The organism is Enterobacter sp. 301B (assembly GCF_003850715.1).
Taxonomy (GTDB): domain Bacteria; phylum Pseudomonadota; class Gammaproteobacteria; order Enterobacterales; family Enterobacteriaceae; genus Enterobacter; species Enterobacter intestinihominis.
This window is the reverse complement of record NZ_PQTC01000015.1, coordinates 54,188-77,731: the sequence shown is the minus strand read 5'-3', so window position 1 is coordinate 77,731 and position 23,544 is coordinate 54,188. Positions and strand designations below refer to the sequence as shown.

Annotated in this window: 21 protein-coding genes; 5 read left to right on the top strand and 16 right to left on the bottom strand. The window is 55.6% G+C overall.

From position 1 onward, the window contains the following. Positions 1-2 precede the first annotated feature (2 nt). From cobB to lolC, 5 genes are read right to left on the bottom strand one after another with little or no spacing between them, the layout of a single operon-like run. Complete coding sequence (gene cobB, locus C3451_RS16850) at positions 3-824, bottom strand: Sir2 family NAD+-dependent deacetylase (RefSeq protein ID WP_045622611.1); 822 nt, start codon at positions 822-824, stop codon at positions 3-5. Positions 825-838: 14 nt separating this feature from the next. Then, positions 839-1,750: an N-acetylglucosamine kinase gene (gene nagK, locus C3451_RS16845; protein WP_045622612.1), complete on the bottom strand. Its 912-nt coding sequence runs from the start codon at positions 1,748-1,750 to the stop codon at positions 839-841. A 54-nt stretch (positions 1,751-1,804) separates the two neighbouring features. Next, positions 1,805-3,049, bottom strand: a complete 1,245-nt coding sequence (lolE, locus tag C3451_RS16840) for a lipoprotein-releasing ABC transporter permease subunit LolE (protein ID WP_045349257.1) — start codon at positions 3,047-3,049, stop codon at positions 1,805-1,807. Next, positions 3,049-3,750 carry a lipoprotein-releasing ABC transporter ATP-binding protein LolD gene (gene lolD / locus C3451_RS16835; RefSeq protein WP_032624471.1) on the bottom strand — a complete coding sequence of 234 codons (702 nt, stop codon included), beginning with the start codon at positions 3,748-3,750 and terminating at the stop codon, positions 3,049-3,051. The genes lolE and lolD overlap by 1 nt, the downstream gene beginning before the upstream one ends. After that, positions 3,743-4,942 (bottom strand): lipoprotein-releasing ABC transporter permease subunit LolC, encoded by a 1,200-nt coding sequence (gene lolC / locus C3451_RS16830; protein ID WP_017384712.1) that lies wholly within the window; start codon positions 4,940-4,942, stop codon positions 3,743-3,745. Before lolC ends, lolD begins: the two co-directional genes overlap by 8 nt. Before the next feature lie 256 nt (positions 4,943-5,198). Between lolC and C3451_RS16825 the strand changes: the two genes are divergently transcribed. From C3451_RS16825 to C3451_RS16815, 3 genes are all read left to right on the top strand, one after another. Then, entirely contained in the window at positions 5,199-6,272 is a 1,074-nt protein-coding gene (locus tag C3451_RS16825) for an acyltransferase family protein (RefSeq protein ID WP_124304348.1), read from the top strand. Positions 6,273-6,417: 145 nt separating this feature from the next. Beyond that, the gene (gene mfd, locus C3451_RS16820) at positions 6,418-9,864 is read left to right on the top strand and encodes a transcription-repair coupling factor (RefSeq protein ID WP_032624473.1); all 3,447 of its coding nucleotides are present in this window, start codon (positions 6,418-6,420) and stop codon (positions 9,862-9,864) included. 144 nt (positions 9,865-10,008) lie between these two features. Then, positions 10,009-10,974 (top strand): L,D-transpeptidase family protein, encoded by a 966-nt coding sequence (locus C3451_RS16815; protein WP_045622613.1) that lies wholly within the window; start codon positions 10,009-10,011, stop codon positions 10,972-10,974. A 74-nt stretch (positions 10,975-11,048) separates the two neighbouring features. On the opposite strand, the gene bhsA is transcribed toward C3451_RS16815, so the two are convergent. Then, positions 11,049-11,306 (bottom strand): multiple stress resistance protein BhsA, encoded by a 258-nt coding sequence (gene bhsA, locus C3451_RS16810; RefSeq protein WP_006809234.1) that lies wholly within the window; start codon positions 11,304-11,306, stop codon positions 11,049-11,051. A gap of 245 nt (positions 11,307-11,551) precedes the next feature. On the opposite strand from bhsA, the gene C3451_RS16805 reads away from it, so the two are divergent. Then, positions 11,552-12,187, top strand: coding sequence for a TetR/AcrR family transcriptional regulator (locus tag C3451_RS16805; protein ID WP_023305873.1), 636 nt, complete (start codon positions 11,552-11,554; stop codon positions 12,185-12,187). 58 nt (positions 12,188-12,245) lie between these two features. Here the strand turns inward: C3451_RS16805 and C3451_RS16800 are convergent, their stop codons facing one another. From C3451_RS16800 to hinT, 8 genes are all read right to left on the bottom strand, one after another. After that, positions 12,246-12,785, bottom strand: coding sequence for a glycine zipper 2TM domain-containing protein (locus C3451_RS16800; protein ID WP_017384715.1), 540 nt, complete (start codon positions 12,783-12,785; stop codon positions 12,246-12,248). A gap of 194 nt (positions 12,786-12,979) precedes the next feature. After that, positions 12,980-14,284, bottom strand: coding sequence for an NAD(P)/FAD-dependent oxidoreductase (locus C3451_RS16795; protein WP_017693633.1), 1,305 nt, complete (start codon positions 14,282-14,284; stop codon positions 12,980-12,982). 236 nt (positions 14,285-14,520) lie between these two features. Then, entirely contained in the window at positions 14,521-15,063 is a 543-nt protein-coding gene (gene ycfP / locus C3451_RS16790; protein ID WP_022647750.1) for an alpha/beta hydrolase YcfP, read from the bottom strand. A 31-nt stretch (positions 15,064-15,094) separates the two neighbouring features. Next, positions 15,095-16,120: a beta-N-acetylhexosaminidase gene (gene nagZ / locus C3451_RS16785; RefSeq protein ID WP_045622614.1), complete on the bottom strand. Its 1,026-nt coding sequence runs from the start codon at positions 16,118-16,120 to the stop codon at positions 15,095-15,097. A gap of 11 nt (positions 16,121-16,131) precedes the next feature. Next, positions 16,132-16,956: a thiamine kinase gene (gene thiK / locus C3451_RS16780; protein ID WP_045622615.1), complete on the bottom strand. Its 825-nt coding sequence runs from the start codon at positions 16,954-16,956 to the stop codon at positions 16,132-16,134. Beyond that, positions 16,937-17,581, bottom strand: a complete 645-nt coding sequence (gene lpoB / locus C3451_RS16775; protein WP_114138776.1) for a penicillin-binding protein activator LpoB — start codon at positions 17,579-17,581, stop codon at positions 16,937-16,939. The genes thiK and lpoB overlap by 20 nt, the downstream gene beginning before the upstream one ends. Before the next feature lie 13 nt (positions 17,582-17,594). Beyond that, positions 17,595-17,969: a YcfL family protein gene (locus tag C3451_RS16770; protein WP_022647747.1), complete on the bottom strand. Its 375-nt coding sequence runs from the start codon at positions 17,967-17,969 to the stop codon at positions 17,595-17,597. Between the two features lies 1 nt (position 17,970). Next, entirely contained in the window at positions 17,971-18,330 is a 360-nt protein-coding gene (gene hinT, locus C3451_RS16765) for a purine nucleoside phosphoramidase (protein ID WP_006809243.1), read from the bottom strand. Between the two features lie 353 nt (positions 18,331-18,683). Between hinT and fhuE the strand changes: the two genes are divergently transcribed. Continuing rightward, on the top strand, positions 18,684-20,873 hold the full coding sequence (fhuE, locus tag C3451_RS16760; RefSeq protein ID WP_045622617.1) for a ferric-rhodotorulic acid/ferric-coprogen receptor FhuE: 2,190 nt from the start codon (positions 18,684-18,686) through the stop codon (positions 20,871-20,873). A gap of 138 nt (positions 20,874-21,011) precedes the next feature. Here the strand turns inward: fhuE and ptsG are convergent, their stop codons facing one another. Continuing rightward, positions 21,012-22,445 carry a PTS glucose transporter subunit IIBC gene (gene ptsG / locus C3451_RS16750; protein WP_006809245.1) on the bottom strand — a complete coding sequence of 478 codons (1,434 nt, stop codon included), beginning with the start codon at positions 22,443-22,445 and terminating at the stop codon, positions 21,012-21,014. Between the two features lie 297 nt (positions 22,446-22,742). After that, the gene (locus C3451_RS16745) at positions 22,743-23,537 is read right to left on the bottom strand and encodes a metal-dependent hydrolase (RefSeq protein WP_045622618.1); all 795 of its coding nucleotides are present in this window, start codon (positions 23,535-23,537) and stop codon (positions 22,743-22,745) included. Positions 23,538-23,544: the final 7 nt, after the last annotated feature.

Sequence of the window (23,544 nt, the reverse complement as noted above, 5' to 3'; positions counted from 1 at the left end):
CCTTACAGCCCCTTCAGGAGTTTATCAACAAAGGCTGGCACCACCTCGCTGGCCAGACCGTAATGCTTCTCTTCAAACTCACTCCCGACCTGGCTTGGCTCCAGATTAAGCTCCACCGTATGGGCACCTTGCAGTCGCGCTTCGTGAACAAACCCCGCCGCAGGATAGACATGTCCTGAGGTACCAATGGCGATAAAGACGTCCGCCATGGCCAGGGCGCTGTAGATCTCATCCATTCCCAGCGGCATTTCGCCAAACCAGACCACATGGGGACGCAGACGCGAAGGGAACTGACAGCAGTGGCAGCGGTCTTCGTCCAGCACGTCCTCTTTCCACTCCAGCACCTGCCCACTCCATGCGCACCGCACCTTGAGCAGTTCGCCGTGCATGTGAATGATGTTGTGGTTTCCGGCTCTTTCGTGAAGATTGTCGATGTTTTGCGTCACCAGCAGAAAACGATCCCCCAGCGCCTCCTCCAGCTTTGCCAGCGCCAGGTGCGCCGCGTTTGGCGCAATCTCCAACTGCTGAAGCTGGCGACGACGGGCGTTGTAAAACGCCTGAACCAGCGCCGGATCGCGGGCGAAACCTTCCGGCGTCGCCACATCTTCTACTCGGTGTTCTTCCCACAGCCCGTCCGCCGCGCGGAAGGTCTGAATACCGGATTCGGCGGAGATCCCCGCCCCGGTCAACACCACCACTCTGGGTTTATCCATCGCTTCTGGCATCATCCTGTCTCTGAAAAAGATCCGCTGACGCAGGCGTTCACGTAAGCGGCGTTTATTTTTGCGAAAACGGCTGAGTCGACCCTGGCGACGCGACAGCATAGTAACCTCGTAAACTAATCGGTGAGATGAAGGAATGCGGCTCCGCGCATGCCTCCTGCGTCCCCGTGTCGCGCACGCTCAATGCGCGGCACGCGGGCGACCGGCAATAAATGTCGGGGCAAACGCCCGGACAGCTGTTCCGTAATCGCAGAGAAATTTGACAGCCCTCCCCCGATCACCAGCAGATCCGGGTCGACGATGGTCAGGATATTCCCCAGACACACCGCCAGCAAATCAAGATAGCGCTCAACGTGCTCACGCGCCTGCGCGTCTCCCTGCTCCCACAGCGTAATGATTTGAGGGGCCTCAAGTTTCTGATGATAGAAGTGTTCATAAAGCCATGCAAACCCGCGCCCTGAAAGGTAACTCTCAATGCAGCCGTGCTGACCACAGCCGCAGCGGGTAAGCGGGAAATCACGACCAACGACGTCCAGCGCATCCACTGGCAGACGGATATGACCAAATTCTCCGGTAATGTAGCTGCGCCCGGTAATGGGCTTACCGTTAATGACAATCCCGCCACCGACGCCTGTTCCGAGGATCAGCCCCATCACCAACGGATAGCGACGAAACTCGTCGTCCCAGGCCTCTGAGAGAGCAAAACAGTTGGCATCGTTGTCTAAGCGCACGTCGCGCTCAAGGAGAGCAGAAAGATCGGCACGCAGCGGTTTGCCGCTGGCAGCAGGAACGTTGGCGGCATACAGCGTGCCGTCGTCGGTTTCGGGCATACCCGGTATACCAATGCCGACGCTGCCTTTGACGCCAAAGCGTTCATCCGCCTGCGCCACCAGCGCGGCAATGGCGGTTAAAAATTCATCGTAGCTATCGCGCGGCGTAGGCACGCGGGTTTCCCATTGTAGCTTAAGGTCTTTATCGAACACGCCGAGCGCAATCTTGGTGCCGCCAATATCAAATCCGTAATACATGATGCATTCCTCTGTTTGATTAAGCGGCCAAAGGACCGCTAAACCATGACGAAATTACTGGCCACTTAATACCCTCGCCGGATCAATTCGGCTTGCGCGACGCGCCGGATACCAGCTTGCCAGCAGACTCAGTAAAAGTGCTGTAACCAGCACATAAATGACGTCCAGCCAGTGCAGTTCAGACGGCAGGAAGTCAATAAAATAGATATCGCCTGACAGGAACTGATGGCCGATAAGCGCCTCAATCCCGTTGATAATCGGCGTCAGCTGAAGGGAAACCACCACGCCGATCGCCACGCCGCAGAGGCTGCCAAACAGCCCCGCCAGCAAACCGTACCAGACGAAGATGGCGCGAATAAGACCGTCTTTCGCCCCTAAGGTACGCAGCACGGCGATGTCGCCGCTCTTATCCTTAACGGCCATGACCAGCGTCGAGACGATATTAAAACACGCCACCCCAATCACCAGCACCATCGCCAGATACATAATCGCGCGGATCATCTGGATATCACGGTACATATACCCGTAAGTGCCGATCCAGCTTTTGATGTAGACATAGTTATTGGTCACGCTGCCAGCGTCACGCACCAGTTTATTGGCGTTGAAGACGTCGTTAACCTTAATGGCAATGCCCGTCACGCTGTCGCTCATATCCAGATACTGGCGCGCATCTTCCAGCGGCACCATCGCGAAGCTGTGATCGAGCTGGCCGCTCAGTTGCAAAATACCGGTGACGTGCAGACGTACGCGCTTAGGCTGCTGCAATTTGTGATCAGCGCTGGCGTTCGGGATCATGATCGAGACCCAGTCGCCCTGCTTCACCTTCAGCGCATCGGCAACGCCTTTGCCCATGATGATCTGCTGCTCACCAGCCTTAAAGTTTGCCCATGCGCCATTTTGCACATAGCGCGGCAGCGCGCTCAGACGCTCTTCCTGACGAGGATTTACCCCTTTCACCTGAATGGCGCGCAGGTTTACCCCGCTCTCTACCAGCCCGGTAAAGTTGATGTAAGGTGCAGCGGCCGCAATGCCGGGCACCTTTTCCACTTTGTTAAGGGCATCACGCCAGTTGGACCACGGCTGGTTAACCGGCTCGATTTCACCGTGGGGGACAACGGCCAGAATGCGGTTATTCAGTTCACGCTCAAAGCCATTCATGGCGCTTAAGCCCACGATTAGAACCGCCACGCCCAGGGCGATACCGATGGTGGAGATCACGGAGATAAGGGAAACCATCCCGCTCCGGCGACGACCGCGGCTAAAGCGTAACCCAATGAGTAACGATAACGGTGAAGCCATTACTCCGCTCCCATCAGCGTCAGTTCTGCATTCAGACGACCGTCGCGCATTTCCAGCTGACGGCCCATCCGCTTAGCCAGCTGCAAATCGTGCGTGACCACCAGAAACGCGGTTCCCTGCGCGGCGTTCAGTTCGCCGAGAAGCTGGAAAATGCTGTCTGCGTTACGCGCATCGAGGTTACCTGTCGGCTCATCCGCCAGCACCAGGCGCGGGTTGTTGACCAGCGCACGGGCGATGGCCACACGCTGACGCTCGCCGCCGGAAAGCTCAGACGGACGATGATTCCCGCGATGACCCAGCCCTACCGCGTTTAGCATGTCGCTGGCGCGGGCATTGATTTCTGCGGGTTTCTTTTTACCAATCAGCAGCGGCATCGCCACGTTTTCCAGCGCCGTAAAGTCCGGCAGCAGGTGGTGGAACTGATAGATAAAACCCAGCTCACGGTTACGCAGCTCGGCTTTCGCCGTAGACGACATTTTACTCAGCGGCTGCCCGGAAAAGATCACATCGCCTTCGGTTGGCGTGTCCAGCCCGCCCAGCAGGTGCAGCAGCGTACTTTTGCCGGAGCCGGAGCTGCCAACAATCGCCATCATCTCGCCTTCACCCACGCTAAAGCTGACATTGTGCAGCACGTCGGTCTGCACAGCGCCTTCCTGATAGCGTTTGGACAGGTTGTCGCACTGCAACAGGATCTTATTCATAACGTAAAGCCTCAGCGGGTTGAGTGGCGGCAGCCCGCCAGGAAGGATAAAGCGTAGAGAGCAGCGCAATAGCCATCGCGGCCAGCGCAATACCGACCACCTGGAGCGGCTCGATAGCCACCGGCAGCGCCGCACCATCAAGCAGCGCGCCGATAATCGGCATGAGATTGTTGAGCTGGCTGGCGAGCAGCGCACCCAGCGCCGCGCCGAGCAGCGCGCCGATGATGCCAGCGCTGGCACCCTGCACCATAAATACCGCCATGATCTGGCGCGGCGTCAGCCCCTGGGTTTGCAGAATGGCGACTTCGCCTTGCTTCTCCATCACCATCAGCCCGAGCGAGGTGATGATATTAAACGCGGCAACGGCCACGATCAGGCTCAGCAGCAGCCCCATCATGTTTTTCTCCATGCGCACGGCCTGGAACAGTTCGCCTTTGCGGTCGCGCCAGTCCTGCCATTTCGTTCCTTCCGGTAGCGTCTGCTGGCTAAGGGTATCCACCTTCAGCGGCGCATCAAGCCACAGACGCCAGCCGGTGATATTTCCCGCCGGGTAGCGCATCAGACGCGAGGCGTCCTGAATGTTAACCAGCATCTGGTAACCATCGACTTCGCTGTTCGCCGCAAACGTGCCAATCACGTTGAACAGGCGCTGGCTTGGCAGACGCCCCATCGGCGTAAACTGACTGGCTGAGGGCACCATCACGCGCAGTTGATCGCCACGGTTGACCCCGAGCTGCCCGGCAAGCTGCTCACCGAGGATGACGTTGTATTTACCCGCTTCCAGGTCGGTTTGTTTCACATTGACCAGGAACGGCGTCAGCGGATCTTTTTGCGCCGGATCGATACCCAGCATCACCCCGACCGCCACGCTGCGGGCGCTTTGCAGCACCACATCGCCCGTCGTGAGGGGCGCAACGCGCGTGACACCCTGTAACTTCACCGCGCTTTCCGGCAGCTGTTGCGGGTTAACGGAGCCCTGAGTGGAAGAGAGAACGGCCTGCGGCATCAGCCCCAGGATATTGTTTTGCAGCTCGCGCTCGAAGCCGTTCATGACGGAAAGCACCGTCACCAGAGCCATCACGCCAAGCGTAATGCCAATAGTCGAAAGCCAGGAGACAAAGCGACCGAAGCGGTCCGCGGCGCGCCCACGCATGTAACGTAAGCCTATGAAGAGTGCGACAGGTTGATACATGAAATCCGTCTGTTTGCTGATAGCAGACCCACGAGTATATAAGCGAATCCGCTAAGCGTAAATGACTGAAACCGTAAGATTCGGTAATCATTTTTCCGAAAAATTCAGATAAATCATCATGCTACTGATTGAACTTCCGCCATACAGCCTCCACCTTTTCCGAAAATCGTCCTGATACAGACTGTTACCCGTTACATCGGGGTTTCATTTTACAACAATCGACCTTTCGTTTATGGCAACAAGGTCGTCACGCACAATGAAACAAAAAGCATTATGGATTAACCAGATAAAAGGGCTGTGCATCTGCCTGGTGGTGATTTACCACTCGGTGATCACCTTTTATCCTCACCTGGACGGGCTACAGCATCCGTTATCGGGCCTGCTCGCCAAATGCTGGGTCTACTTTAATCTTTACCTCGCACCGTTCCGTATGCCGGTGTTTTTCTTCATCTCCGGCTATTTGATTCGTCGATATATTGACGAGGTGAACTGGCGCACCAGTCTCGACAAGCGGATCTGGAGCATTGTCTGGGTGCTGGCCCTGTGGGGCGTCCTGCAATGGCAGGCGCTGACCCATCTGAATGCCTGGCTCGCCCCCGAGCGTGAACTGGCGACAGCATCCAATGCGGCCTACGCCGATTCCGTTTCAGGGTTTGTACTGGGAATGCTCACGGCCAGCACCAGCCTGTGGTACTTGTACGCTTTAGTGGTCTACTTCACGCTCTGTAAACTGCTGAGCCGCTGGAAACTGCCGATGCTGGGGCTTCTGGCGCTGGCAAGCATCGCCATTAACTTCCTGCCTTTACCATTGTGGGGAATGAACAGCGTGGTGCGCAACATGATCTACTACAGCCTCGGCGCATGGTACGGCGCGCAGTTAATGACGTGGATGAAAGGGATGAATTTGCGCCGCAGCTGGCTGGTACTTATCGCCTCTGGCGCGGTGTCGGTAGTGCTGTGGTTCGCTAATGTTCCTCTGCCGCTCTCACTGCTGTCGATCGTGGTCATCATGAAGCTCTTTTACAGCTTCGAGCAGCGTTATGCCGTTCATCCCAATAATCTGCTGAACGTCATCGGTTCAAACACCATCGCGATTTATACCACCCACCGCATTTTAATTGAGGCGTTTAGCCTGCTCCTGATTCGCGAAATGAATGCGGCGTACTGGCCGATCTGGGCGGAGTTAACGCTGATTCTGGTCTATCCGTTCGTCAGCCTGCTCGTCTGCACGCTGGTTGGACTGGGCGCACGTAAGCTCTCGACCGCCCTCTTTGGCGACCTTTTCTTCTCCCCTCCCGCACGGCTTACGCCACAGCTCGCCAGCCGCTAACCTACCCTGCCCCCATCCGGGGGCACTTTTCCTCTTGTGCGGTTACGATTTGCTTATGCATAACGATCGAGGATAATAAAGACATTGCGTATCAGTGATATGCCCCAATACTGTTGGTATATCCCCAAGAGACCCTGACATAGCCATGCCTGAACACTATCGTTTTTCCTTGCCTGTAAAAGCAGGTGACCAACGCCAGCTGGGCGAACTGACAGGCGCGGCCTGCGCTACGCTGGTGGCGGAAATTGCCGAGCGCCATCCGGGGCCGGTGGTGCTGGTTGCCCCGGACATGCAAAACGCCCTGCGCCTGCACGACGAAATTCGTCAGTTCACCGACAGTCTGGTATTCAGCCTGGCCGACTGGGAAACGCTTCCCTACGACAGTTTCTCTCCGCACCAGGAGATCATCTCCTCACGCCTGTCGACGCTGTATCAGCTCCCCACCATGCAGCGCGGCGTGCTGATTGTGCCGGTGAATACCCTGATGCAGCGCGTCTGTCCGCACAGCTATTTGCACGGCCATGCGCTGGTGATGAAAAAAGGCCAGCGCCTGTCGCGCGATGCCCTGCGCGTGCAGCTTGACGGAGCCGGTTACCGTCATGTCGATCAGGTGATGGAGCACGGCGAATACGCGACGCGCGGTGCGCTGCTGGATCTCTATCCAATGGGCAGCGACCAGCCGTATCGTCTGGATTTCTTCGATGATGAGATCGACAGCCTGCGCGTGTTCGACGCCGACACCCAGCGCACGCTGGAGGAAGTGGACTCCATTAATCTGCTGCCCGCCCATGAGTTCCCGACGGATAAAACCGCCATCGAACTGTTCCGCAGCCAGTGGCGCGACAGGTTCGACGTGAAACGTGATGCCGAACATATCTACCAGCAGGTCAGCAAAGGCACCCTTCCGGCCGGGATCGAGTACTGGCAGCCCCTGTTCTTTAACGAACCGCTGCCGGCGCTGTTCAGCTACTTCCCGGCCAATACGCTGATTGTTAACACCGGGGATATCGACGCCAGCGCCAGCCGCTTTGAAAGCGAAACGCGCGCCCGCTTTGAAAACCGGGGCGTTGACCCGATGCGTCCGCTGCTGCCGCCGGAAATGCTGTGGCTGCGTACCGACGAGCTCAACGCCGAGCTAAAACGCTGGCCGCGTATGCAGCTCAAAACCGATTCGCTTGCCGATAAGGCGGCGAACACCAATCTCGCGTTCCGGACGCTGCCCGATCTGGCCGTCCAGGCGCAGCAGAAATCCCCGCTCGATAACCTGCGCAAGTTTCTTGATTCCTTCACCGGGCCAGTGGTGTTCTCCGTTGAGAGTGAGGGTCGTCGTGAAGCGCTGGGCGAACTACTAGGACGGATCAAAGTTGCACCGAAGCGCATTCATCGCCTGAGCGAAGCGACCGGAAATGGTCGTTACCTGATGATCGGCTCCGCCGAGCACGGATTTATTGATACGCTCAATAACCTGGCCTTGATTTGTGAAAGCGACCTGCTGGGCGAGCGCGTGGCGCGCCGTCGTCAGGACAGCCGTCGCACCATCAACCCGGACACCCTGATCCGCAACCTGGCCGAACTGCACCCCGGTCAGCCGATCGTTCACCTGGAACACGGTGTGGGTCGCTATCAGGGAATGACCACCCTCGAAGCAGGCGGCATCAAAGGTGAATACCTGATGCTGACCTACGCGAACGACGCCAAACTGTACGTGCCGGTGTCGTCCCTGCACCTTATCAGCCGCTACGCCGGTGGCGCGGAAGATAACGCGCCGCTGCATAAGCTGGGCGGCGACGCCTGGTCACGCGCGCGGCAGAAGGCGGCGGAAAAAGTGCGCGACGTGGCCGCCGAGCTGCTGGACATTTACGCCCAGCGTGCGGCCAAAGAGGGTTATGCGTTTAAGCATGATAAAGAGCAGTACCAGCTGTTCTGCGACAGCTTCCCGTTTGAAACTACGCCGGATCAGGCTCAGGCCATAAATGCCGTGCTGAGCGACATGTGCCAGCCGCTGGCGATGGATCGCTTAGTCTGCGGCGACGTGGGCTTCGGTAAAACCGAGGTAGCAATGCGTGCCGCTTTCCTGGCGGTGGAAAACAACAAGCAGGTGGCGGTGCTGGTGCCGACTACCCTCCTCGCCCAGCAGCACTTCGACAACTTCCGCGACCGCTTCGCCAACTGGCCGGTACGCATTGAGATGCTGTCGCGTTTCCGCAGCGCCAAAGAGCAGACGCAAATCCTGGAACAGGCAAGCGAAGGCAAAATTGACATTCTGATCGGCACCCACAAGCTGCTGCAAAGCGACGTAAAGTGGAAAGATCTGGGGCTGCTGATCGTCGATGAAGAGCACCGCTTTGGGGTGCGCCACAAAGAGCGCATCAAAGCGATGCGCGCCGACGTCGACATTCTGACCCTGACCGCCACGCCGATCCCGCGCACCCTGAATATGGCGATGAGCGGCATGCGCGATCTGTCGATTATTGCCACCCCGCCGGCGCGCCGTCTGGCGGTGAAAACCTTTGTTCGCGAGTACGACAATCTGGTGGTTCGCGAGGCGATCCTGCGTGAAGTGCTGCGCGGCGGCCAGGTATATTACCTGTATAACGACGTTGAAAACATTCAGAAAGCCGCCGACAGGCTGGCAGAGCTGGTGCCGGAAGCGCGCATCGCCATTGGTCACGGCCAGATGCGCGAGCGCGAGCTGGAGCGGGTGATGAACGACTTCCACCATCAGCGTTTCAACGTGCTGGTATGTACCACCATCATTGAGACCGGGATCGACATTCCGACGGCGAACACCATCATCATCGAACGCGCGGATCACTTCGGCCTGGCCCAACTGCATCAGCTGCGCGGGCGCGTCGGGCGTTCGCACCATCAGGCCTACGCGTGGCTGCTGACGCCGCATCCGAAGGCGATGACCACCGACGCGCAAAAGCGTCTGGAAGCTATCGCCTCGCTGGAAGATCTGGGTGCTGGCTTTGCGCTGGCGACGCACGACCTGGAGATCCGCGGCGCCGGTGAGTTGTTGGGTGAAGACCAGAGCGGCTCCATGGAAACCATCGGTTTTTCTCTGTATATGGAGCTGCTGGAAAATGCCGTCGACGCGCTTAAAGCCGGACGTGAACCGTCTCTGGAAGATCTCACCAGCCAGCAGACCGAAGTGGAACTGCGCATGCCTTCCCTGTTGCCGGATGATTTTATTCCTGACGTGAATACCCGTCTGTCGTTCTACAAACGTATTGCCAGCGCGAAAAGCGAAGGCGAGCTGGAAGAGATTAAAGTCGAACTGATTGACCGTTTTGGGATATTGCCCGATGCGGCGCGCAACCTGCTGGATATTGCCCGCCTGCGTCAGCAGGCGCAGAAGCTGGGCATTCGTAAGCTTGAAGGCAACGAGAAAGGCGGCGTAATTGAGTTTGCCGAGAAGAACCACGTCGATCCGATGTGGCTGATTGGCCTTCTGCAAAAACAGCCGCAGCATTTCCGTCTTGATGGCCCGACGCGTCTGAAATTTACTCAGGATCTGACGGAACGTAAAATCCGCATGGACTGGGTGCGTAACTTTATGCGTCAGTTGGAAGAGAACGCCATCGCATAACGGTTTCCCCCGCCAGCGCCCGGCTGGTGGGGGACAATTTACAAACTCTTTGCACTTCGCCCGATCTTCCCGACCATACATTCGCCATAATTATCATTAACGCCTTATAAAACAATAACCTTATCATTTGTATGGATTATGATAATGATGATTTCTTCGCGTTTTACCCGCTGGTTAACTGTGGTTGCGCTGGCCGCGACGGTTGCCGTCGCGCTCCCTGCTCGCGCCAATACCTGGCCTCTTCCGCCCGCCGGCAGCAACGTGGTAGGTGAAAACCGCTTTCACGAGGTTGAAAACGATGGCGGTTCGCTGGAAGCGATTGCTAAAAAATATAACGTCGGGTTCCTGGCGCTGTTGCAGGCCAACCCGGGCGTAGATCCCTATGTGCCCCGGGCGGGCAGCGTACTGACGATTCCGCTGCAAACCATCCTGCCGGACGCGCCGCGTCAGGGCATTGTAATTAACCTCGCCGAACTGCGTCTGTATTACTACCCGCCGGGCAAGAACGAAGTGACCGTTTACCCTATCGGTATTGGTCAACTGGGGGGCGATACGCTGACCCCTACCATGGTCACCACCGTCTCTGATAAGCGCGCTAATCCAACCTGGACCCCGACGGCAAACATTCGCGCCCGTTATAAAGCTCAAGGTATCGACCTGCCTGCCGTGGTGCCTGCTGGCCCGGATAACCCGATGGGGCACCATGCAATTCGCCTGGCGGCATATGGTGGGGTTTATCTTCTGCACGGAACGAATGCGGATTTTGGGATCGGGATGCGCGTCAGCTCCGGCTGCATTCGCCTGCGCGATGACGACATCAAAACGCTCTACCGCGTGATCGCCCCTGGCACGAAAGTGAATATCATCAATACGCCGATTAAAGTGTCTGAAGAGCCGGGTGGCGTCCGTCTGGTTGAGATCCACCAGCCGCTATCGAAAAACATTAATGACGATCCGCAGACGCTGCCGATTAATCTGAATGCCTCGATGGTGAGCTTTAAAACGAATGCAAACACCGATGGCGCAGTGATGGAGCGGGCGATGGAAGCGCGCTCGGGGATGCCAACCGATGTCACGCGGCATCATGAGGTTGCTCAGCAGTCAATGTAAACGGTAATAACGACAAACGCCCTACATTAGCAGGGCGTTTTTTTGCAGTGGCATAACGGAGGGTTGCGTTACGCTTATTTGTAGATAACTGCGGTACCGTGCAGGGTGTTAGGACCGGTCACAGAGGTGATGCGGAATGATTTCGCACCCATTTCGTCAGCTTTTTGTGCCAGCTGATCTTCCAGAGAGCCGAGGTTAGTCCCGGCAGTGGCAGAGATGGTACCGACTTTCTGCTGGTCTGCTGGAGTGGATTGCACTTCAACAGCAGCGAAGCTTGCGAAAGAGAGTGAACTCAGAACGGCGGCAGCGATGAGGGTTTTAACGTTTTTCATGATTTTATACCTTTGGGCAGATGATGTAGTGGTCGTTAGTTATTTAGTTAACGATCGATAGGTAAATGATAGATGTGATCCAGGTCACACGTCAACCCATTTTTATAATGGTCGTTAAATTAATTTCATTTTCCTTATATTTCATAAAGATAAAATTAAATTATTTTTAAGAAATCACCGCTGGTCGTCGCAGACGTTTATTTTTATAATGACTATTCAACAAAACAACAGAGGACCAACGGCACATGACAACCGATGTCACGCGTTGCGCAAAGAAAAGCCGTGGCCGACCAAAAGTGTTCGACAGGGATGCGGCGCTCGATAAGGCCATGACGCTCTTCTGGCAGCATGGGTATGAAGCCACGTCGCTCTCCGACCTGGTGGAAGCAACGGGCGCGAAAGCCCCTACCCTGTACGCAGAGTTCACCAACAAAGAAGGCTTATTCCGGGCCGTTCTGGACAGATACATCTCGCGCTTCGCGGCAAAACACGAAGCCCAGCTATTCTGTGAAGAAAAAACGGTTGAGCAGGCATTGCAGGATTATTTCTGCGCAGTCGCAACCTGCTTTACCAGTAAAGACACGCCCGCGGGTTGTTTTATGATCAACACCTCCGCGACCCTCGCGGCATCGTCGAAAGAGATTGCCAACACGGTCAAATCGCGCCATGCGATGCAGGAGGAGACGCTCAGCACGTTTCTGGCTCAACGCCAGCAGCGCGGTGAAATTCCGGCACATTGCCGTCCGCAGGAGCTGGCCCAGTATCTGAGCTGTATTCTACAGGGGATGTCCATCAGCGCCCGTGAAGGCGCGACGCTGGAAAAACTGCAGGGGATTACGCAAATAACGCTGCGCCTGTGGCCTGAACTTCTTAAACTCTGACGCAAAAAAAGCTCCTCAGCCTGAGCGCATGAGGAGCTAAGTTCAGAGAACATCTTTTTTACACTTTGTTATTCAGTATCAGCTGACCATTGCTGTCGAGAGGGATCTGCGTACCAGGATCTTTATCCATGCGGATTTTGCCCTGCTGATCGCCAATTTTGTAGGTTACGTCGTAGCCCAACATTTTTTCAGACTTGTCATACACGGTTTTACAGCGCTGCTGCGTTGTGGTGTAGGTATCATTTTCCTGCATCGCACCCTGCACCTGGTTACCGGCATAACCGCCACCCAGCGCACCAACTACCGTCGCGACATCCTTACCACGGCCACCACCAAACTGATGACCAATCACCCCACCAGCAACCGCGCCCAGCACGGAGCCAGCGATACGGTTTTCATCCTGAACCGGACGACGATGGGTGACAGAAACATTACGGCACTCCTGACGAGGCGTCTTGACCGTCTCTTTGATCGGTGTAGCGGAAACCACCTGCGCATACTGCGGGCCACGATCAAGTACGTTCAGACTGGCAACGGCAGCCACACCTAACGCAGCTGCGACGCCAATCCCTATACCCGCCAACATTGATTTATTCACGGGACTTCCTCCTTTGTTGCAATTGGTAGCAATTTTGCAGCGCAATAGACGCTTCGCCAATAAGATAAAGGATCAAAAAACCGGGGGATGAGCTGGGATAGCGTCTGTTTAAGAGAACTCTTAAGCGTCAGGAGCGAAATGCACAGCATGATGTGCTAAAAATTCCCTCCGGAGAGCCCGGAGGGAGGGAGAAATTAGTGCAGCTTCAGGCGTGGGCGGATAACGCGGTTGATGCGGCCGACCAGCATCATCAGGCCGGTTTTGAAGTAGCCGTGCAGCGCAATCTGGTGCATACGGTACAGAGAAATGTACACGAAGCGGGCGATGCGCCCTTCCACCATCATGGAGCCGCGCATCAGGTTGCCCATCAGGCTGCCCACGGTGGAAAAGTTTGAGAGCGACACCAGAGAGCCGTGGTCTTTGTAGACATAGGCTTTCATCGGTTTGCCTTTCATCTGCGCCAGGATGTTATGCAGCACGAGGCTTGCCATCTGGTGCGCGGCCTGAGCGCGAGGAGGCACAAACCCGCCTTCCGGACGCGCGCAGGAGGCACAGTCGCCGATAGCGAAGATGTCCGGATCGCGCGTGGTTTGCAGCGTCGGCTCTGTCACCAGTTGGTTAATGCGGTTTGTCTCCAGCCCACCGATATCTTTCATGAAATCAGGCGCTTTGATCCCCGCAGCCCAGACCATCAGGTCGGCCTGGATGTATTCGCCGTCTTTGGTATGCAGTCCGCCCTCATCCGCGCTGGTCACCATGGTCTGGGTCAGCACGCGCACGCCCAGTTTGGTCAGCTCGTTGTGCGCCGCGCCGGAAATACGCGGCGGCAGCGCAGGCAGAATACGTTCACCTGCTTCCACCAGCGTCACATTCAGCGCTTCGTTAGTCAGCCCTTTGTAGCCGTAGCTGTGCAGCTGTTTGACCGCATTGTGCAACTCCGCCGATAATTCAACGCCCGTTGCGCCGCCGCCCACGATAGCAATATTGACCTTGCCGTTAGCACCCATGTTGTTGGTGTACTTCAGGAACAGGTTAAGCATCTCCTGATGGAAACGACGCGCCTGATGCGGGTTATCCAGGAAGATGCAGTGCTCTTTTACGCCTGGGGTGTTGAAATCATTGGAGGTACTGCCCAGGGCCATCACCAGCGTGTCATAGGCCAGCTTGCGCTCAGGAACCAGCAACTCGCCTTTATCATCACGCAGCTCAGCCAGCGTGATGGTTTTGTTTTCACGATTGATATCCACCACCGAACCCAGCTGGAACTGGAAGTGGTGGTTACGCGCATGTGCCAGATAGCTGAGCGCATCCACGCCCTCATCCAGCGACCCGGTCGCCACTTCGTGCAGTAACGGCTTCCACAGATGGCTGTGGTTACGATCCACCAGCGTGATTTTGGCTTTCTTACCGCGACCCAGTTTCTTACCCAGCTGCGTCGCCAGCTCCAGTCCGCCAGCACCACCGCCGACAATCACTATCTTTTTCAATGGCGTAGTCAACGTGAACCCCTCAAATTATTAACCAATTGTTAATTAAAAGTTATATAAATAACCCTTAATTAACAACAGGTTACTGCGCTGAAACCATTCAGATTCATTGAGAATAGCACGTCAGGCGCATTGGTCATACCAAAATTGATATGTATCAAGTTTTGATGGTTTAAAAGTAGACAACTCTGACAAAAAAGAGGCCCGGCACGCTTTCACGTACCGGGCCTTTGTCAGGTTCAGGGAGTTCAGCCCAGCGTTTTAAAGGCCTTAATACGCTGCAAGTGCGGGGAAATATTTTTGAACTTGTGGGTCTGCTCTTCGTCCCAGACAATTTCGTAGTAATGATGCAGAAGTTCGGCAGCGCGGGAGCTGTCCAGCGCTTCATCGTTGCGGGAGAGGATCGCCAGACACCGGTCGCGGTTCTTTTCGCGGAAATTGCTCACGCATTTTGTTGCGATATCGGCGTACTCTTCCGGACGGTCAATCTTGCCTTCCATGTTTTCGTTTGGAAACAGGTTAGGATTAAAAATGACCTGACGGATATCGCACAAAAAACCGATGCGCTCTGCCCAGTATCCCCCCAACCCCACGCCGCAGATCAGCGGACGATCGTCGATATTGAGCTGCAACATTTTGTCCACTTCTTTAAGCAGATGCTGCATGTCATGCTTCGGATGACGCGTGCTGTAACTGATCAGCCGGACATCCGGATCGATAAACTGCAATTGCAGCACTTTCTCATGATTACCAGGACTGTTTGAGTCAAAACCGTGTAAATAAATGATCATCGTCTCACCACGCTACGCCTTCCGGGATGAATTAAAGGGCTGCTTTATGTGCCTGCCAGCGCTCGTTCAGGGCTTCAAGCCGGGCGTTTACCGTTTTCCAGCGCGCCGAGTCCATCAGCTCCTGACGACTAAATGAACCTTTATGATACAATTGCGTAACACGTTCAGCATTGATCGGCGACAGGTTATCCAGCACGCTCACCGCCCCTTTACGATTATTGCAGACGAGGATCATATCGCAACCCGCATCCAGCGAAGCCTGCCCACGTTCGGCATAGCTTCCCATGATCGCCGCCCCTTCCATGGATAAATCGTCAGAGAAAATAACGCCATTGAAGCCCAACTCCTGACGCAGCACGGTTTTAAGCCAATGCGGAGAGCCGCTGGCCGGACGCGGATCAACGTCACTGTAGATGACGTGCGCAGGCATAATAGCGTCCAGCTTGTTATCGGTAATCAGCGAGCGGAAAACAGACATATCTTTAGCTCGAATGTCTGCTTCCGGGCGCGGATCGCGCGGGGTTTCTTTATGGGAATCCGCCGTCACCGCCCCGTGGCCAGGGAAATGTTTGCCGGTGGTTTTCATGCCCGCATCGTGCATACCGTCAATGAAGCGCGTCGCCATTGCCAGCGCGATACGTGGATCGTCATGATACGAACGCTCACCAATTGCCGCGCTAATGTGTCCTACGTCCAGCACCGGGGCGAAGCTGATATCGATATCCATGGCGATCATCTCGCTGGCCATCAGCCAGCCTGCGTCCTGCGCCAGTTGACCGCCCTCTTCAGTACCCAGCAGCGCAGCAAAAGATTGTGCGGCGGGTAAACGCGTAAACCCTTCGCGGAAACGCTGCACGCGTCCACCTTCCTGGTCGACGGCCACCACCAGGCGATTGCGTGACGCCGCGCGGATCTGGCGAACCAGCTCGCGCAACTGCGCCGGATCGTGATAATTGCGGGTGAAAAGAATCAGCCCCCCTACCAGCGGGTGCGCCAGAATTTCGCGCTCTTCCGCATCCAGCTCAAACCCTTCAACATCCAACATTACTGGACCCACACCAACCTCTCTTATCCTTTCGTTTGTAACTGACGCCAGGCATCATTTGCCAGCGCAATAAATTGTTCGTCATCTGTCTGCTGAAGGCGCATTTCAAACCATCCCGCCATCAGCATCAGCACCCACGGACGCCAGCGCGCGACCTGCCGCGCAAGGGTGAGTACATTTATGTTGGCGTTTCGGGCATAGGCGGTTATCAGCTGCACGCGCGAAGCCTCATCAGGCATCCAGACCGCAGCGAGTTCAAGCGCCACGTCACCGTCCCCGGCATATTCCCAGTCGATAAGTTTCTCGCCCGCCGTGGTATGAACGATATTCCCCGCATGGACATCCATATGCAGCGGCGCCAGACGTAACGCCTTCGGCTCTCCCGCTTTACGCAGCCGCTTAAGCTGCGCCAGCCAGAAGGGCGTGCGTCGTCCAGGCGCAGCCTGCTGCCAATAGCTATCCAGTAATGGAAGTAACGTCACCCGCCAGCCCAGACGCGGCTGTCGATGCAGATCATACAGCATGGCTGCCAGCGTGGGCGTATCGGGAAGCTCGCTTTTGATCTCACCCGCAATAAACGCCACCGCCATCCAGTCCCTGATAAAGAGATGAGGTTTCGGGGCAAGGTCGGCGGGAAGGCGCTTCAGGGCGCGGAACTGGCGACGAAAATGGGCGGCAGGCGCGGCGGCATCGTGATGCTGACGTAAAACCAGCCGATGGTCGCCACGCTCAATAATGCAACTCGCGCCGCCAAGCCCGACGGGGGCTTGCGGCGCGATAACACGATACTGGGGGAAATAACGCGTCAGGACATCATGACGCGTGCGCTTATTGTTGCGTAACGGCACCTTTACCTGACCAGATAATTTCGCCGGTTTGAACCAGCATTAACTGCATCTGCAACGACGGCGTGTTCACGTTGCCTGCCGCGTTAGAATAAAGGACATACTGCGCGCCAACGTTGCGGGCGATACCAATCGCTTTACTGCGCGAACCCAGGCTGTCCTGAGGCGACAGACCAAGCTGTTGCTTGGCGACCGCGAGCTGCTGGGCTGAGACCAGCGTAAATTTACCGTTGTTTGCCAGCGCGTTGCGCAGGGTTTCCGTCGCTTCTCCCGCATTCAGGGAACCGTTTGTACGGTTGTTCACGCTGTCCACCAGCAGCACACTGCCAGGCGTAACGCCCTGTGCCTGCAACATTTTGCCCACCATCGGCTGCATCGCGCCGTTCCAGTCATAGTGCCGCACTCGCGGCGCAGGTTGCGCGGTATCGTCCGGATGTTCGATCGGGCCAGGCTGCGCCGGAATAGTCGGTACAGACGGCACGGTTGGAACAGGTTGCGCCGGTGTTGTTGGCTGTTCCGTTCCCGGCTTCGCCTGATCCACCGGTGCAGGTTCTTCCGTTCGCGTCACACAGCCTGCCAGAAAGAGTGCGAACGCACTCAGGAGCGCATAACGGCTCATTGTTTTAATCAAGGTTCACTCCTTACAAATAAAGATAAAGTCTCACCTTATGTGCACCCAGATAGCTGGCGCTGCCGTAGAGCGTGACCGACGATCTTGCCGGGACCGTCACGCTACGCGGCGCCTCAAGCGGGTGCATCTCAAGACCTCTCACGTCATACCAGTAGAAGCGATAATGCACCGTCACTGGCTCTTGCCTTTCGTTATAGAGCGTAGAGGAGGCAGAAGACTGGATTTCGCTTATGGTCAACGAAGGATTTTCCGCCGTGATGCCCGCAGCAAGCACTGAGGACTCCATCACCAGCGTCTGTTCTTCACTGACCGGGATGGCGGGACGCGCGCTGCACCCAACCATAACCAGCGTCACGATCAGCGCTGCAATACGCCCAGTTAACATATTAAAGACCTTTATGTGCCAGCATCGGTCCCAGTGGACGTCCACCCAGAAGATGCATATGAATATGATAGACTTCCTGGCCGCCATGGCGATTACAGTTCATGATCAAACGGTATCCATCTTCAGCAATCCCTTCCTGCTCAGCAATTTTCGCGGCCACCGTAAGCATACGGCCCAGCGCCACTTCATGCTCGGTTTTAACGTCATTGACGGTCGGAATCAGAATATTGGGAATAATAAGGATGTGCGTCGGCGCCTGGGGAGAAATGTCGCGGAAAGCCGTGACCAGTTCATCCTGATAGACAATATCCGACGGAATTTCGCGGCGGATAATTTTACTGAAAATCGTTTCTTCAGCCATGACCTTTTCCTTTTAAGTTTAATCTGGCGTCGTGCGTCCGTTGTTAACACACATTGTCTGTTTTACTGTGTGACACAACACAAGAGTATGAGCGAGTTTCTCCTGTCCTTTCAACCTTCTCCCGTGATTTCTTTCCTGATTATCGCCCATCTGGGTGAAGAGGCATCGCTTTAGGACATTTCTTTTCTGAAACCTGATTTCAGTTCATCCCGAAACATCTGTTTACAGCGTTAATCACAATGCGTATATTTCGCATTTGCATTTTCATGCGCATTTTTAACATAGAAAACGACGTCAGCCCGTACTAGCGGGACTGTCGCGCACTACCTTCACCATTCACTAAGGGTTTGATGATGTCTTTCATTAATCACACCAGGGATGGGCAACGTCAGCCTGCCGCAACACCTTCGTTGCTGGCCGCCTGCATTGCTATGGCATTGACGCCAACCACCGCTTTCGCTGCTTCAACAGCCGAAGATACCGTCGTCGTTGATGGGGGTTTTGATAACACACAGGATCTTTCTGCCAGCCAGGATCAGGATTACAGCGTAAAAACCACCACCACCGGCACCAAACTGTTGCTGGTTCCCCGCGACATCCCACAGTCCGTCAGCGTTATCAGCCAGCAACGTATGGCTGACCAGAATCTGCAATCCATCGGACAGGTGCTGACGAACACCACGGGCATTACGGCGCAGGTGCAGGACAGCGACCGTACCGTATTTTACTCACGCGGATTTTTCGTCAGCAACTACGCCTATGACGACCTTCCAACGTCCATCAGTGAAGTGTGGAACTTTGGTGATACCGCCGCCGATACCGCAATTTATGACCGCATTGAAGTGGTCCGCGGCGCCACAGGCCTGATGTCCGGGACGGGCAACCCGGCGGCGTACGTTAATATGGTGCGCAAGCATGCGGACAGCCAGGAATTTAAAGGCAACGTTTCCGCCAGCTACGGCAGCTGGGACAAGCAGCGTTACGTGCTGGATCTCCAGGCGCCGCTGGTGGATTCAGGTAAGGTACGGGGTCGTCTGATCACGGGTTATCAGGACAACGACAGCTTCGTGGATAACTACCACTACCGGAAGAAATTCCTCTACGGCGTGATGGATGCAGATGTTACCGACAGCACGACCCTCTCGGTAGGGTATGAGTATCAGGAAAGCCATACCGCCGACCCAACCTGGGGTGGGCTGCCGACCTGGTACAGCGACGGAAGTAAGACCAACTACAATCGCAGCCAGACCGTCGCGCCTGACTGGGCCTATTCAGATAAAGACAGCACCCGCATCTTCGCTAACCTGACCCAGCGTTTCGATAATGGCTGGGAAGCGCACATCAACGGCATGCATGCTGAAACCAACTTTGACTCTAAGCTGATGTATATGTCCGGTTATCCGGATAAAGAGACCGGCGCTGGCCTGGTGGGTTACGGCGGCTGGAACCGCGGGGAACGTAAACAGGATGCGGTCGATGCCTTCCTGCGCGGCGGCTTCGATCTCTTTGGCCGTCAGCACGAGATGATGTTCGGCGGCAGCTTTAGCCGTCAGCGTAACCATTACGACAACACCATGCCGGATGCAGTATACGGCATGGTTGATGTCGGCAACTTTAAGAACTGGAACGGGAACATTGCCGATCCGCAGTGGACGCCGTGGAAACTCTACAGCAAGGATGATATTCGCCAGTCTTCAGCCTATTCCTCTGCGCGTTTCTCACTCGCCGATCCGTTGCATCTGATCCTGGGGGCGCGTTACACCCAATACAACATACGCTATAACCCCGCTGGTTCGCCGAATACCCGTCTGGAAAGCACCAAAGATGATGTCACGCCGTATGCCGGCCTGGTGTATGACATCAATGAGGACTGGTCGACCTACGTCAGCTATACCTCTATCTTCCAGCCGCAGGATAAGCGCAATGCCAGTGGACGTTATCTCGACCCTACCATGGGTAAAAGCTACGAAGCCGGGGTGAAGGCAGACTGGTTTAATACCCGCCTCACCACCTCGCTGGCGATTTTCCGCATTGAGCAGGATAACGTGGCCAGCAACACGTATACCTACATGCCGAGCGGTGAGTCGATTTATGAATCGCTGGACGGGGTGGTCAGCAAAGGGGTCGAGTTTGAGCTCAACGGTGCACTGACCGATAACTGGCAGCTGACCTTTGGCGCGACGCGTTACATTGCAGAAGATAAGAATGGCAACGCTGTCAGCTCCGATCAGCCGCGCACAACCATGAAGTTGTTCACTCGTTATCAACTGCCAATGCTGCCGGAACTGACCGTGGGCGGTGGCGTAAACTGGCAGAACAAAGTGTGGACGGACGTGGAAGGCGGTCCGGCAGGACGTTCCCGCGCGGAGCAAGGCAGCTATGGGCTGGTGAACCTGTTCAGTCGCTATCAGGTCACCAAAGACTTTGCTGTTCAGGCTAACGTCAACAACCTGTTCGACAAAGAGTATTACGACTACGTCGGATCGTATGTAGTGTATGGCGCGCCACTGAACGTTTCGGTTAGCGCGAGCTACGACTTCTGAGTATTAAGCCCGGTGGCGCTGCGCTTACCGGGCCTACCCATCACGTAGGCCGGGTAAGGCGCAGCCGCCACCCGGCCCCCCAAACCGAGTAATAAAAAAGGCAGCCATTCGGCTGCCTTAGTCTCCCCAGATCACAGCTTAGTTGTTGCGGATGTACTCATCCATTTCGGTTTTCAGGTTATCGGATTTCGTTCCGAAGATTGCCTGAACACCAGAACCTGCAACAACGACGCCTGCTGCGCCCAGTTTTTTCAGACCCGGCTGGTCGACTTTCGCAACGTCGGCAACGCTCACACGCAGACGAGTGATACACGCGTCCAGGTTAGTGATGTTCTCTTTACCGCCGAAAGCAGCAACCAGAGCAGGTGCCATTTCGCTGGTCACACCGGCTTTGCTGTCTTCCGTTGCATCTTCACGACCCGGCGTTTTCAGGTCCAGTGCTTTGATCAGCACGCGGAAGACGGTGTAGTACACCACTGCGTAGCCAGCACCCACGATTGGGAACAGCCACAGCTTGCTGCTGTTACCGGACAGAACGATGAAGTCGATCAGGCCGTGAGAGAATGACGTACCGTCACGCATACCCAGCAGGATACAGATTGGGAATGCCAGACCTGCCAGTACCGCGTGGATGATGTACAGGATCGGCGCAACGAACATGAAGGAGAACTCGATCGGCTCGGTGATACCGGTCAGGAACGAGGTCAGCGCTGCGGAGATCATGATACCGCCCACTTTTGCACGGTTCTCTGGTTTAGCAGAGTGCCAGATAGCAATTGCAGCTGCCGGCAGACCGTACATTTTGAACAGGAAGCCACCAGACAGTTTACCTGCCGTTGGGTCGCCCGCCATGTAGCGTGGGATGTCGCCGTGGAACACCTGACCTGCTGCGTTGGTGTATTCACCAATCTGCATCTGGAATGGAACGTTCCAGATGTGGTGCAGACCAAATGGTACCAGGCAGCGCTCAATGAAGCCGTAGATACCGAACGCCACAACCGGGTTCTGGTAAGCTGCCCACTGAGAGAAGGTCTGGATTGCCGTACCGATTGGTGGCCAGATGAAGGACAGGACCACACCGGTGAAAATCGCGGCCAGACCAGAAATGATCGGCACAAAACGTTTACCCGCGAAGAAGCCCAGATACTCAGGCAGCTTGATGCGATAGAAGCGGTTAAACATATACGCTGCAATCGCACCGGAGATGATACCACCGAGAACACCGGTGTCCGCCAGGTGCTTAGCGGCAATCTCTTCAGCAGGTAAATGCAGTACCAGCGGCGCAACCACAGCCATGGTTTTCACCATGATGCCGTAAGCAACAACGGACGCCAGAGCGGAAACACCGTCGTTATTGGTGAAGCCCAGAGCAACACCGATAGCGAAGATCAGCGGCATGTTAGCAAAAACAGAACCGCCTGCTTCGGCCATCACGTGGGAAACTACGGCTGGCAGCCAGCTGAAGTTTGCAGAACCGACACCCAGCAGGATACCTGCGATAGGCAGTACGGATACTGGCAGCATCAGCGATTTACCGACCTTTTGCAGGTTAGCAAATGCATTCTTAAACATAATTGAGAGTGCTCCTGAGTATTTGTGCTTTTTTTACGTTTTCACGCATTGGCCCGGGGGGAGTACCGCGCCGTGGACAGGACATCTAAGCGCCCTTTATTTATTACACAGAGTAAAATAATTCCCTCTGAGTTTGTTTGACGGCTATCACGTTTCAGTTCAAGACGGCCAAAAAACTTGCAGATATTTACATAAAGCATGTCTGGATGTGTCTAAAAACGCCATCACCGCCCCGAATGAGGCGGTGAACTTTACTCGCTTTACTTATTAATTACGAGCCTAAAAATAACAGGTGTATCAGACAGATTGCAGGCGGGCGGGGTCGATATGGAACAGACTGGCGAAGTTTTCCGTTGTCACGCGAGCCAGTTCTTCAATACTGACACCTTTCAGAACGGCCATATACTCAGCGACATCCCGGGTCATCGCTGGCTGGTTCTCTTTGCCACGATGAGGCACCGGCGCCAGGTACGGGGAATCGGTTTCCACCAGAATACGATCCAGCGGAACATAGCGCGCCGCATCACGCAGTTGCTCAGCATTACGGAACGTGACAATCCCCGAGAACGAGATATAAAAGCCCAAATCAAGCAGCTTACCCGCCGTTTCTCTGTCTTCTGTGAAACAGTGTAGTACGCCACCGCAATCCGTCACCTTTTCTTCCCGCAGGATACCCAGCGTGTCGGCGCGCGCATCTCGGGTGTGAACGATAACCGGCTTATTCAGTTCCCGGCCAATGCGGATGTGGTTACGGAAGGATTCCTGCTGGCGAGGTTTCGTTTCCGGAGTGTAGAAATAGTCCAGGCCGGTCTCGCCCATCGCCACTACGCCCTCTTCTGCGGCAAGACGGCGTAAATCCTCAACGTCGTACGCTTCATCCTGATTCAGCGGATGCACGCCGCAGGAGAAGACGACATTATCGCGCTCGCCTACCAGTTCACGCATGGAGCGGTAACCCGGCAACGTGGTTGCCACGGCCAGGCAAAAATTCACATCGCGCGCGGCGGCTTTCGCCAGCACGTCGTCCACATTTTTATGCAGGGATTGATAATCCAGGCCATCGAGATGGCAGTGTGAGTCGACTAAAAACATAATGTCT